Source organism: Kitasatospora sp. MAA4, assembly GCF_029893355.1.
Lineage (GTDB): Bacteria > Actinomycetota > Actinomycetes > Streptomycetales > Streptomycetaceae > Kitasatospora.
The window spans coordinates 1-11,876 of sequence record NZ_JARZAI010000011.1 but is presented as its reverse complement, the minus strand read 5'-3'; the positions used below and the strand labels follow the sequence as shown (position 1 = coordinate 11,876).

The 11,876-nt window shown below is 69.7% G+C and carries 10 protein-coding genes and 1 rRNA gene; 2 read left to right on the top strand and 9 right to left on the bottom strand.

What is annotated here, in order from left to right:
* The first annotated feature begins 74 nt into the window (after positions 1 to 74).
* Together P3T37_RS16090 and P3T37_RS16085 are read left to right on the top strand one after the other, a co-directional pair.
* On the top strand, positions 75 to 695 hold the full coding sequence (locus tag P3T37_RS16090; RefSeq protein ID WP_280724337.1) for a DUF47 family protein: 621 nt from the start codon (positions 75 to 77) through the stop codon (positions 693 to 695).
* Positions 696 to 700: 5 nt separating this feature from the next.
* A complete protein-coding gene (locus P3T37_RS16085) occupies positions 701 to 1,696 on the top strand; it encodes an inorganic phosphate transporter (protein ID WP_280724336.1) in 996 nt (331 codons plus the stop codon).
* A 164-nt stretch (positions 1,697 to 1,860) separates the two neighbouring features.
* Here the strand turns inward: P3T37_RS16085 and pstB are convergent, their stop codons facing one another.
* The 9 genes from pstB to rrf form a co-directional block, all read right to left on the bottom strand.
* Complete coding sequence (pstB, locus tag P3T37_RS16080) at positions 1,861 to 2,637, bottom strand: phosphate ABC transporter ATP-binding protein PstB (protein WP_280724335.1); 777 nt, start codon at positions 2,635 to 2,637, stop codon at positions 1,861 to 1,863.
* Between the two features lie 42 nt (positions 2,638 to 2,679).
* A complete protein-coding gene (gene pstA / locus P3T37_RS16075; protein ID WP_280724334.1) occupies positions 2,680 to 3,759 on the bottom strand; it encodes a phosphate ABC transporter permease PstA in 1,080 nt (359 codons plus the stop codon).
* Positions 3,756 to 4,757 carry a phosphate ABC transporter permease subunit PstC gene (gene pstC, locus P3T37_RS16070; protein ID WP_280724333.1) on the bottom strand — a complete coding sequence of 334 codons (1,002 nt, stop codon included), beginning with the start codon at positions 4,755 to 4,757 and terminating at the stop codon, positions 3,756 to 3,758. The genes pstA and pstC overlap by 4 nt, the downstream gene beginning before the upstream one ends.
* Before the next feature lie 145 nt (positions 4,758 to 4,902).
* Complete coding sequence (gene pstS / locus P3T37_RS16065) at positions 4,903 to 6,042, bottom strand: phosphate ABC transporter substrate-binding protein PstS (RefSeq protein ID WP_280724332.1); 1,140 nt, start codon at positions 6,040 to 6,042, stop codon at positions 4,903 to 4,905.
* Between the two features lie 243 nt (positions 6,043 to 6,285).
* Entirely contained in the window at positions 6,286 to 6,687 is a 402-nt protein-coding gene (locus tag P3T37_RS16060; protein ID WP_280724547.1) for an NUDIX hydrolase, read from the bottom strand.
* A 221-nt stretch (positions 6,688 to 6,908) separates the two neighbouring features.
* Complete coding sequence (locus P3T37_RS16055) at positions 6,909 to 8,027, bottom strand: CHAD domain-containing protein (RefSeq protein ID WP_280724331.1); 1,119 nt, start codon at positions 8,025 to 8,027, stop codon at positions 6,909 to 6,911.
* A gap of 43 nt (positions 8,028 to 8,070) precedes the next feature.
* Positions 8,071 to 10,299: an RNA degradosome polyphosphate kinase gene (locus P3T37_RS16050; protein ID WP_280724330.1), complete on the bottom strand. Its 2,229-nt coding sequence runs from the start codon at positions 10,297 to 10,299 to the stop codon at positions 8,071 to 8,073.
* Between the two features lie 274 nt (positions 10,300 to 10,573).
* Entirely contained in the window at positions 10,574 to 11,536 is a 963-nt protein-coding gene (mshD, locus tag P3T37_RS16045) for a mycothiol synthase (protein WP_280724329.1), read from the bottom strand.
* 84 nt (positions 11,537 to 11,620) lie between these two features.
* A 5S ribosomal RNA gene (gene rrf / locus P3T37_RS16040) occupies positions 11,621 to 11,737 on the bottom strand.
* Between the last annotated feature and the right edge of the window lie 139 nt (positions 11,738 to 11,876).

Here is an 11,876-nt window from a genome sequence, read left to right as displayed (position 1 = left end):
GCACCCCGTTTGCGTACTCCTGACGCGGAGCACCTAGCATCGTTCAGTCCGTACCCCGCACATCGGAGATATCCGTGCGTTTTAGCCTGACCCCGAAGGAGACGAGCTTCTACGACATGTTCGCCGCCGCGGCGGAGAACCTGGTCGTCGGATCGAAGCTCCTGCTGGAACTGCTGGGCTCAGACGTGTCAGCCCGAGCGGAGATCGTCGAGCGCATGCGCGCCGCCGAACACGCGGGCGACGACACCACCCATGCGGTCTTCCACCAGCTCAACTCCTCCTTCATCACGCCGTTCGACCGCGAGGACATCTACAACCTGGCCTCCTCGCTCGACGACATCATGGACTTCATGGAGGAGGCCGTCGACCTGGTCGTCCTCTACGACATCCAGACCCTCCCCAAGGGCGTCGAGCAGCAGATCGAGGTGCTGGCCCGGGCCGCCGAGCTGACCGCCGAGGCGATGCCGAACCTGCGGAGCATGTCGGGTCTGAGCGAGTACTGGATCGAGATCAACCGGCTGGAGAACCAGGCCGACCAGATCCACCGCAAGCTGCTCGCGCACCTGTTCAGCGGGCAGTACGAGGCGATCGAGGTGCTCAAGCTGAAGCAGGTGGTGGACATCCTCGAAGAGGCGGCCGACGCCTTCGAGCACGTCGCCAACACGGTGGAGACCATCGCCGTCAAGGAGTCCTGACCAGCGTGGACATGGCAGCACTCATCGCCGTCCTCGGCGTGGCCTTCTTCTTCACGTACACCAACGGGTTCCACGACTCCGCGAACGCCATCGCCACCTCGGTCTCCACCCGGGCGCTGACCCCGAAGGCCGCCCTCGCGATGGCCGCCGTGATGAACCTGGCGGGTGCCTTCCTCGGCAGCGGAGTGGCGAACACCGTCTCCAAGGGGATCATCGAGACCCCGACCGGCAGCCAGGGGATGGCCATCCTCTTCGGCGCGCTGGTCGGCGCGATCGTCTGGAACCTGACGACCTGGTACTTCGGCCTCCCCTCCTCCTCCTCGCACGCGCTCTTCGGCGGCATGGTGGGCGCGGCGCTGGCCGGCGGTACCAAGGTGATCTGGAGCGGGGTGATCGACAAGATCATCGTGCCGATGTTCGTCTCCCCGATCGTCGGCCTGGTGGCCGGCTACCTGGTGATGCTGGCGATCCTGTGGATCTTCCGCCGGGCCAACCCGCACCGGGCCAAGCGCAACTTCCGGGTCGCGCAGACCGCCTCGGCCGCCGCCATGGCACTGGCCCACGGCCTGCAGGACGCCCAGAAGACGATGGGCGTCGTGGTCCTGGCGCTCACCATCTCGGGCCACCAGACCGGCAACGCGATCCCGATCTGGGTCAAGGTCTCCTGCGCCACCATGCTGTCGCTGGGCACCTACGCGGGCGGCTGGCGGATCATGCGGACCCTGGGACGCAAGATCATCGAGCTGGACCCGCCGCAGGGCTTCGCCGCCGAGAGCACCGCGGCGACGATCATGTACGTCACCTCGTACGTCTTCAAGGCGCCGATCTCCACCACCCACGTGATCACCGCCGCGATCATGGGCGTGGGGGCCACCAAGCGGGTCCGCGCGGTCCGCTGGGGCGTGGCCAAGAACATCGTGCTCGGCTGGTTCATCACCATGCCGGCCGCGGCCCTGGTGGCCGCGCTGGCGTACTGGATCGTGCACGCGATCTTCCTCTGATCGCATCGCATCGCATCGGCGAGAAACGAAAGGGCCCGCCCCCATATCCCGGGGGCGGGCCCTTCCTCATACTCTGCGGCGGCACCGCCATGCAGCGCCGCAGAGCAGTTCGTGCTCCACACAGTCTCCGACCGGCCGGGCGACGGCCGGTCGGGCCGGTCGGCCTAGCCGAAGCGGCCGGAGATGTAGTCCTCGGTCGCCTGGACCGAGGGGTTGGAGAAGATCCGCTGGGTGTCGTCGAGCTCGACCAGCTTGCCGGGCTGGCCGACACCGGCCAGGTTGAAGAAGGCGGTGCGGTCGCTGACGCGGGCCGCCTGCTGCATGTTGTGGGTCACGATCACGATCGTGAACCGCTCCTTGAGCTCGCCGATCAGGTCCTCGATGGCCAGCGTGGAGATCGGGTCGAGGGCCGAGCAGGGCTCGTCCATCAGCAGCACCTGGGGCTCGACCGCGATCGCGCGGGCGATGCAGAGCCGCTGCTGCTGGCCGCCGGAGAGGCCGGCGCCGGGCTTGTTCAGTCGGCCGCTGACCTCCTTCCAGAGGTTCGCGCCCTTGAGCGAGTTCTCCACCACACCGTCCAGCACGGACTTCTTGCGGACGCCCGCGAGCTTCAGTCCGGCCGCGACGTTGTCGTAGATCGACATGGTCGGGAACGGGTTGGGCCGCTGGAAGACCATCCCGACGGTGCGGCGCACCGCCACCGGGTCCACGTTCGACCCGTACAGGTTCTCGTCGTCCAGCAGGACCTTGCCCTCGACCCGGGCACCGGGGATCACCTCGTGCATCCGGTTGAGGGTGCGCAGGAAGGTGGACTTACCGCAGCCGGAGGGGCCGATGAAGGCCGTCACCGAGCGGGGCTCGACGGTCATCGAGATGTCCTCGATGGCCTTGGTGGCGCCGTAGTAGGCCGACAGTCCGCTGACGTCGATGCGCTTCGCCATGATCTTTCGTCTCTCTCGTCTTTACGTACGTCAGTCGGTCGGTCAGTGCCCGGACTTGGGCGAGCGCCAGCGGGCGATGCCCCGCGCGATGAGGTTGAGCCCCATCACGAAGGCGATCAGCACCAGGGCGGCCCCCCAGGCACGCGCGTAGCCGAAGCTGTTGTTGACCTGCGCGTACTGCTGCCAGATGTAGATCGGCAGGTTCATCTGCGGTCCCACGAACGGGTTGCTGTTGATGGAGTCCGACACGAACACCAGCATCAGCACCGGCGCCGTCTCACCCGTGATGCGGGCGACCGCCAGCATCACACCGGTGGCGATACCGCCGATCGCGGTGGGGATGACGATCCGCAGAATGGTCTTCCACTTGGGCACACCGAGCGCGTACGAGGCCTCGCGCAGCTCGTTCGGGACGAGCTTGAGCATCTCCTCGGTGGAGCGCACGACCACCGGCATCATCAGGATGGCCAGGGCGAGGCTCCCCGCGAAGCCGGAGTACTGGAAGCCCAGCGCCAGGATCCACAGCGAGAGGATGAACAGACCGGCGACGATGGACGGGATGCCCGTCATGACGTCGACGAAGAAGGTGACCACCTTGGCGAGCCGGCCGCGGCCGTACTCGACCAGGTACACCGCGGTCAGCAGACCGACCGGTGCGGCCATCGCGGTGGCCAGGCCGACCTGCTGGATGGTGCCGAGCAGCGCGTGGTAGAGGCCACCGCCCGGACCGGACGAGTAGACGCCCTTCATGGAGTGCGTCAGGAAGTCGATGTTCACGACGCTCGCGCCCTGCTGGATCGTGTAGACGATCAGCGAGACGAGCGGGACGACGGCCAGGATGAAGGCGACCCAGACCAGCGAGGTGGCCAACTGGTCCCTGGCCTGCCGGCGGCCCTCGACCTTGGCCGAGGCACCGTAGCTGATCGCCACGAAGAGGAGTGCGGAGAGCAGGCCCCACTGCAGGTGGCTCCGGAGGCCCGCTCCGGCGCCGATGGCGCAGCCGAGGGCGATCGCCAGGACGGCGGTGGCGGCCGGTGCCCAGCGGGGCAGCCGGGCGGTGGTCAGCCGGCGGTGCAGCTGCGGGAGCGGCGCCTGGTCGGCGACCGGAGTTGCGGTGCTCATGCGTTGGCCCCCGAGTACTCCTTGCGGCGGGCGATGATCAACCGGGCGCCGCCGTTCACCAGCAGAGTGATCACGAACAGCACCAGGCCGGAGGCCATCAGTGCGTCCTTGCCGGGCAGGCCGGCCTCGTTGTACTTCAGCGCGATGTTCTGCGCGAAGGTTCCGCCGCCCGCGTCCAGGATGTGCAGCGACAGGACGTTGCTCGAGGAGAGCACGATGGCGACCGCCATCGTCTCGCCGAGCGCGCGGCCCAGGCCGAGCATCGAGGCCGAGATCACGCCGGGGCGTCCGAACGGCAGGACGGCGGTGCGGATCATCTCCCAGCGCGTCGCGCCGAGCGCGAGCGCCGCCTCCTCGTGGCTGCGCGGAACCTGCCGGAAGACCTCGCGGCTGACCGCGGTGATGATCGGCAGGATCATGATCGCCAGCAGGATGCCGGTGGTGAAGAGGTTGCGTGCCGGGGCACCCGTGTGGGTCGTCTGGAAGATGTACGTCCAGCCCAGGTAGGTGTTCAGCCAGCTGTTCAGCCCGGCCAGGTGCGGCACCAGGAAGAGTGCACCCCACAGGCCGTAGACGATGCTGGGGACGGCCGCCAGCAGGTCCACCAGGTACGCGAACGGCTGGGCGATCTTCCGCGGCGCGTAGTGGGAGATGAAGAGCGCGATCCCGATCGCGAGCGGCACGGCGATGACCATCGCGATGAAGCCGCTGACGATGGTGCCGAAGGCCAGCACCGCGATGCCGAAGCTCGGCTTCAGGATGTTGTCGGGGTCCCACTCGAAGGTGGTGAAGAAGTTCGTCTTGTCGTGGCTGATCGCGATGCCGCTGCGGTACAGCAGGAAGCCGGCGATCGCGGCCATGATGACCAGCAGCAGGATTCCGGAGCCGGCGGAGGCGGCGAAGAACAGGCGGTCGCCCCGGCGGCTGTTCCCTTGCAGGGAGCCCGTCCGGGACGCGGTGGTCCTGCCCCCGGAGGAGTCAGGGGTGGATGAGGTCATGAGGTTCTACTCCGGTCTGGCGGCGCCGCCCCGCGAGGGCGGCACCATGGCGGCGGTGCCCCGGACGAGTGGTGTGCTGGGTCGAACCCCGGTCGGCGGTCCCGTCCCCCCTTGAGCGGGACCGCCGGCCGGACAAACTGGTGGATCAGGCGAGGGTCGGGACCAGGGCCTTGACCTTGTCCGTGACCGACGACGGGAGCGGGACGTAGCCCTTGTCGCCGATGGCCTTCTGGCCGGCGTCGCTGATCGTGTAGGTCAGGAAGGACTTGAGGGTGTCCAGCGTGGCGGGGGCGTTGCCCTTGTCGCAGGCGATCTCGTAGGTGACCAGGACGATCGGGTAGGCACCCTCGGTCTTGGTCGCGTAGTCGAGGCTCAGCGCCAGGTCGTTACCGGTGCCGACGAACTGCGCGGTGCCGATCGTGGTGGCGGCGTTCGCGGCGGTCGCCTCGACCGGCTTGGAGGCACCCGTGTTGATCGAGGCGCTCTTCAGGTTGTTGCTCTGCGCGTAGGCGAGCTCGGCGTAGCCGATCGAGTTCGGCACGGTCTTGACCTGCGAGGCGACGCCCGCGCTGCCGTTGGCCGACTGGCCGCCCTTGCCGGCCCAGGTCTTGCTGGACGGGTAGGACCAGGCACCACCGGAGGTCTTCGCCAGGTAGGCGGTCAGGTTCTGCGTGGTGCCCGAGTCGTCCGAGCGGTGGAACGCCTGGATGTTGTCGGCCGGCAGGGTCACGCCCGGGTTCAGCGCGGCGATGGCCGGGTCGTTCCACTTGGTGATCTGCGAGTCGAAGATCTTCGCGATCGTCGGGCCGTCGAGCACCAGGTTGTTGACACCCTGCACGTTGTAGATGACCGAGACGAGGCCGCCGACCATGGGGATGTCGACACCCTGGCCGCCACCCGCGCAGACCGCCTTGGAGGCGGTGACGTCGGCGGGCTTCAGGGCCGAGTCGGAGCCGGCGAAGGCGACCTTGCCCTGGTTGAACTGCTGAACACCGGCGCCGGAGCCCACCGGGTTGTAGCTCAGCGTGCTGCCGGAGCAGGCCGCGCCGAAGACGTTCTTCCAGACGTCGATCGCGTCGCCCTGGGCGGTCGAGCCGGCACCGAGCAGCGGCGCCTGCTTGGCGGCGCAGGTGATCGCGGCCGGGGAGGCGGCAGCGCCACTGGAGGAACCGCCGGTGGCGGTCGTGTTGTTGTCCGAGCCGCAGGCAGCGAGCGACAGCGAGCTGACGAGCGCCACGGCACCGATCGCGAGGGCCTTGGTGCGGCCGTTCCGCTGGAGCTTCACAGGGTGTCCCTTTCTTTGGCACGGTCCACCGCGCACGCCCGACCAACGGTCGGACGGGGCGGACCTTGCTGTGGTCCGGGGCCTCTCCGGCCCTCCGGTAGGACCGAAGTTAGGCCGGGCAAGTGACACGTCAGCCGGTCATAAATGAACGGAGAGTGAACCTCGAAAGGATGCCAGGAAACACCAGCCGGTAGTCACGGTTGCATCACAGCAAGGGTTCGGCCAAGACACGCCGAACTCCGGCTACCCGCCGGCCTGCGCCAGCTGCTCCAGCAGAGCGTCGATCAGCTCGCGGTCGCGGGCGTGGGTCAGCTTCTCCCGGGCCTTGCCGGGCTTGAGCCACTTCATCCGGTCCACCTCCCGATTGGGCCGGAACTCGCCGCTCACCGGCACCGCCGCCCAGTAGCGGACCTCCTTGGGCCGCCCGTTCGCCAGGTAGTGCTGGGCCGGCAGCGGCGCGATCAGTCGGCAGACCAGGCCGGTCTCCTCCTCCACCTCCCGCAACGCGCCCTGCCAGGGGGTCTCGCCGGCCAGCAGCTTGCCCTTGGGCAGGCTCCAGTCGTCGTACTTCGGACGGTGGATCAGCGCGATCCGCGGCTTGCGGAGGCTGCCGTCCTTCCGCGTCCCGCCGGGGACCCAGAGCACCGCCCCGGCCGCCAGGATCGTGCTGCCGCGGCCGCTCTTCTTCGCTCCGGCCTGGTGGGGGGCGGCGGACTTGGCCGCGCCCCGGCCGGGGCCGGTCCACCCGCTCGGCTTCTTGGCCTCGCGCAGCTTGCGGCGCTCCAGGTGTTCCAGCTGCTCGGTGCCCTCCGCGCGCCGGGACGCCGCCATCCGGGGTCCGGAGTGCTTCTGCTGCTGCTCTGCGGTCAGGCGCTCGCCCATTCATGCCATCCGTGGTGCGGGAGGTCAGGCCACTGACGGCCGAAGGCGTGCCGGGCCGCCTCCACCTCAAGTCGCTGATCAGCATGCACCACCCCGAGGACGTAGGCGGTCGCCGGGGTGATCCTCGGGGTGCGCGCCGCGGTGGCGGCGGTCATCGCCGCGTCCGAGGCGTCCTGGTGACGGTCCAGCACCTGGTCCAGCGCGTCCAGCTCGGGGGCCGAGCGGCCGCACACCTCCAGCGCGTAGCGGGCCCGTTTCAGCAGGATCCGGGCCCGGCGCCACGGCGCGTCGTCCGCTGCCAGCGCCGCGTCGGCATCGCCCGGCGCGGTCACCGCAGCCGCACCCGCACCGCGCGCCTGGACCGGGACGCCCCCGGTCGGCGCCGCCGTCGCGCCCAGCCGGTGCAGCGCGTCACCGTGGTAAGCTCCGGCGACCCGCTGCAGCGGCAGCCCCTGAACAGCCGCAGCCAGCGTGCCGAAGGCGCCCGAGGCCTGCACCAGCAGCGCCGCCCCACTCTGCCCGGCCGCCGGCTGGATCAGCGGCGCCTCCCCCACCAGCAGGGTCATCCGGTCCGCCAGTGCATGCAGCCGGGAGGAGCGCAGCTCCTGGAGCAGCGTGCTGTGCGCCCTGGTCCGGGACAGCGTCAGCTGCCGGTCGAGCAGCGCCCGGGCCTTGGGCGCGCCCTGGTGGCCCGCCAGCATCCCCGGACCGGCGCAGTCGCCGGCCGGCGCGGTCGAGCTGAGCGAGTCGAGCGCGGCCAGCAGGCGGGCCGAGCGGCGGACGTACGCGGGCTCCTGGGCGAGCAGGTTGAGCAGCCAGCGCAGCTCGGTGCGCGACTCCTGCGCCCAGCCGTCGTCGAAGAGCGCGCCGAAGGTGTGCAGCGCCCCGCCGATCCGGCGCACAGCACGCAGCAGCTCCCCCGTACCCGCCGTTCCGGCGGGCACGTTCACGGACGGCAGGGCGCCGGGTCTGGCGCCCGCCTCGCCGACCGCCTGCGGCAGGGCGCGCAGGAAGGCGCTCGCCTGGTTGGTCAGATAGCGGGAGAGCGTCTCTCCGGCGGTCGCGGTGGAACCCGCCGGAGTCGTCATGGGCGCGTCAGTCATGTCTTGGGTACTCCCCGTTCCCCCAGGGCAGGCGACGGATGGGTCAGAGCGCGGTGGAGGAACTCCGACGGCGCTGGCGCGAGTCGATGAGCAGTTCCTGGATGTCGCGGAGCCGATGCCCGTCGGCGTCCTGGCTGTGCCTGGTCCATGCCCCGTCCGACCCCAGGTGCCAGGAGGAGGTGTCGTCCGCCATCCCCATGTCGATCAGCCTGGACATGTCGACGCGGTGCCCCGGGTCGGCCAGCCGGACCAGCGCCTCGATCCGCCGGTCCAGGTTGCGGTGCATCATGTCGGCGCTGCCGAACCAGACCTCCGGGTCGCCGCCGTTGCCGAAGATGAAGATCCGGGAGTGCTCAAGGAAGCGGCCCAGGATGCTGCGCACCCTGATGTTCTCGCTCAGCCCGGCAACGCCCGGCCGGATCGCGCAGATGCCGCGCACCCAGACGTCCACCGACACGCCGGCGCGGGAGGCCCGGTAGAGCGCGTCGATCACGGCCTCGTCGACGATCGAGTTGACCTTGATCTTCACCGAGGCCGGCCGCCCGGCGCGGTGGTGCTCGATCTCCTGGTGGATCCTCGCGATCAGTCCGTCCCGCAGGCTGCGCGGGGCGGTCAGCAGCCGGCGGTAGGACTCGCGGCGTGAGTAGCCGGAGAGCCGGTTGAAGAGGTCCGAGAGGTCCGCACCGACCTGCGGGTCGGCGGTCAGCAGACCGAGATCCTCGTACATCCGCGCGGTCTTCGGGTGGTAGTTGCCGGTGCCGACGTGCGCGTAGCGGCGCAGCATGTCGCCCTCCTGGCGGACCACCAGGGAGAGCTTGCTGTGTGTCTTGAGCCCGACCAGGCCGTAGACCACGTGGCAGCCGGACTCCTCCAGCTTGCGGGCCCACTTGATGTTGGCCTGCTCGTCGAAGCGCGCCTTGATCTCCACCAGGACCAGCACCTGCTTGCCGGACTCGGCGGCGTCGATCAGCGCGTCGACGATCGGCGAGTCGCCCGAGGTGCGGTAGAGCGTCTGCTTGATCGCCAGCACGTTGGGGTCGGCGGCCGCCTGCTCCAGGAAGGCCAGCACCGAGGTGGAGAAGCTGTCGTACGGGTGGTGCAGCAGGACCTCGCGCTCGCGCATCGCGGCGAAGATGTCCGGCTGCGAGGCCGACTCGACGTCGGTCAGCCCGCGGGCCGTGCCGGCCACGAACTTGGCGTACTTGAGCTCCGGACGGTCCAGGTCGGCGATGCCGAACAGCCCGGTCAGGTCGAGCGGGCCCGCCAGCGGGAAGACCTCGGCCTCGGTGATGTTCAGCTCGCGGATCAGCAGGTCCAGGATGTACGGGTCGATCGACTCCTCGACCTCCAGCCGGACCGGCGGCCCGAAGCGCCGGCGCATCAGCTCCTTCTCCAGCGCCTTGAGGATGTTCTCGGTGTCGTCCTCCTCCACCTCCAGATCCTCGTTGCGGGTCACCCGGAAGGCGTGGTGGGCGAGCACCTCCATCCCCGGGAAGAGCTCCTCCAGGTGCGCGCCCATGACGTCCTCCAGCGGGACGTAGCGCTGGGCGGAGGCCTCCAGGAAGCGCGAGAGCGACTGCGGAACCTTCACGCGGGCGAAGTGCTTGTGACCGGAGACCGGATTGCGGACCACCACGGCCAGGTTGAGGCTCAGGCCCGATATGTACGGGAACGGGTGCGCCGGGTCGACCGCGAGCGGGGTCAGCACCGGGAAGATGTGCTGGCGGAACAGGGTGTGCAGGCGGGCCTGCTCCTTGTCGGACAGCTCGGACCAGCGGACCAGCCCGATCCCCTCGGCGGCCAGGTCCGGCAGCACCTCCTGCTGGAAGGCGGCCGCGTGCCGGGCCATGAGCTCGCGCGACTTGGTCCAGATGAGATCGAGGACTTCGCGCGGCTGGAGGCCGGAGGCGCTGCGCTGGGCGACCCCGGTGGCGATCCGCCGCTTCAGGCCGGCCACCCGGACCATGAAGAACTCGTCCAGGTTGCTGGCGAAGATCGCCAGGAACTTGGTGCGCTCCAGCAGCGGGATCTGCGGGTCCTCGGCCAGTTCGAGCACGCGCTCGTTGAAGGCGAGCCAGCTGCGCTCACGGTCGAGGAAGCGCCCCTGCGGGAGCTCCTCGGAGTCCAGGTCGGCGAGCACGACGAGCTGATCGAGCGGGAGGCCCGGGGCCCCGCCCGACCGCGCGGCGGCGGAAGTGCCGCCGGTCGCGTCAGGCGTTCCGGACTCCTCTCCCGATGGTGCTCCGGCGGTGACGGGGCGGGGGATGCTCATGGGTTCCAGCTCCTCCAGAGAGATGAGGTCCGAGTGCTCCGGGGGCTCCGAAACCGTCGCCGCCTGCGGGTAGGTCCGGCTGCCCGGTGCGGTCGATATCCGACCGGCCCGGGCCGCGGGGCCAGAGCTGCGGGAGCGAGACACTACGGACGTCATCCTGTGATCTTCGCGGCGGTAATTGAATCCACGGTAAACACCGCATGGCCAGGAGGAAAGCTGAGGCGGTCGGCCCCGCGGCCGGGGCCGGAGCCCGCTTCTCCCCCACCGCCGAACGCTACTCCGCCGGGGTGGTCGGGGCCGCTGGGACGGGCACCCGGTAGACCAGGTCGGCCTCGTGCACGGTGAAGCCGAGGCGTTCGTAGACGCGGACGGCGGCGGGGTTGTCCGCGTCCACGTAAAGCAGCACGGTGGACAGGCCGCGGTCCCGGGCCAGATGGCGCAGGCCGGCCGCGGTGAGCGCGCGGCCCAGGCCGTTGCCCTGCTCCGACGGGTCCACCCCGACCACGTAGACCTCGCCGAGCGCCGGTTCGGGCGCGGCCGCCGGGTGGACCTTCGTCCAGTGGAAGCCGACCAGGCGGTCGCCGCGGGTGGCGAGGAAGAAGCCGTTCGGGTCGAACCAGGGCTCCGCGATCCGGTCGGCCAGGTCCTGACGGGTCCAGGAGCCCTGCTCGGGGTGGTGGGCGAAGGCGAGCGCGTTGAGTCGCAGCCAGGCCTCGTCGTCCGTGCCGGGGCGGAAGGTACGCAGCGTGATGCCGGCGGGCAGCGGCACGTCGTCGACGGTCGGCTGGGTGCGGCGCATCTGGCGCAACTCGCGGACCAGCTCGGCTCGGTAACGGTCCGCCAGGTGACGGGCCGCCGGGTGGCCGCCGTGCGCCCAGAAGTCGACCGGGCCGCCGGCTACGGCCAGGACCGTGTCCAGCAGCTCCCGGCCGTGCCCCCGACCGCGCTGCTGCGGTGTGACCACCAGCTCGGCTGTCGGAACTCCGCTGCCCTCGGCCGGCACCTCCAGCTGGGCGTAGCTCACCTCCGGTCGCAGGAAGTGGGTGACGCCCGGCCTCGCCTGCTCCGAGGAGCGCAGACGGATCCGCCCCTGCTCGGAGACGGCCTCGCGACCGTCCTCTCCGAAGGCGGCAGCCAGAACCCGGAGTGCGCTGTCCCGCTGGTCCGGCGGCAGCACCGCGTCTGTGATGACCGCACTCTGCTGCTTGTCGGGGCTCGCCCCCGTCGTCGCGTCCATGAACCGACTTTACGTCAGCGAACCCGTGGGGAAACGCAAGTAAGCCCCATCCGATTTCTCGGATGGGGCTTACTTGGAATGATTGTTCGGCGGCGTCCTACTCTCCCACAGGGTCCCCCCTGCAGTACCATCGGCGCTGTGAGGCTTAGCTTCCGGGTTCGGAACGTAACCGGGCGTTTCCCTCACGCTATGACCACCGAAACACTATGAAACTGTCAACCGCACCACGATCCCGGCCAAGGGGAAAACGTGGGGTCGTTGTTTCAGAACAACACAGTGGACGCGAGCAACTGAGGACAAGCCCTCGGCCTATTAGTACCGGTCAGCTCCACCCATTACT

Bases quoted from the DNA above. Each gene is read 5' to 3' on its own strand.
- pstB (WP_280724335.1), bottom strand. From the start codon at position 2,637: ATGGCGAAGCGCATCGACGTCAGCGGACTGTCGGCCTACTACGGCGCC.
- pstA (WP_280724334.1), bottom strand. From the start codon at position 3,759: ATGAGCACCGCAACTCCGGTCGCCGACCAGGCGCCGCTCCCGCAGCTG.
- pstC (WP_280724333.1), bottom strand. From the start codon at position 4,757: ATGACCTCATCCACCCCTGACTCCTCCGGGGGCAGGACCACCGCGTCC.
- P3T37_RS16055 (WP_280724331.1), bottom strand. From the start codon at position 8,027: ATGACTGACGCGCCCATGACGACTCCGGCGGGTTCCACCGCGACCGCC.
- P3T37_RS16050 (WP_280724330.1), bottom strand. From the start codon at position 10,299: ATGAGCATCCCCCGCCCCGTCACCGCCGGAGCACCATCGGGAGAGGAG.
- mshD (WP_280724329.1), bottom strand. From the start codon at position 11,536: ATGGACGCGACGACGGGGGCGAGCCCCGACAAGCAGCAGAGTGCGGTC.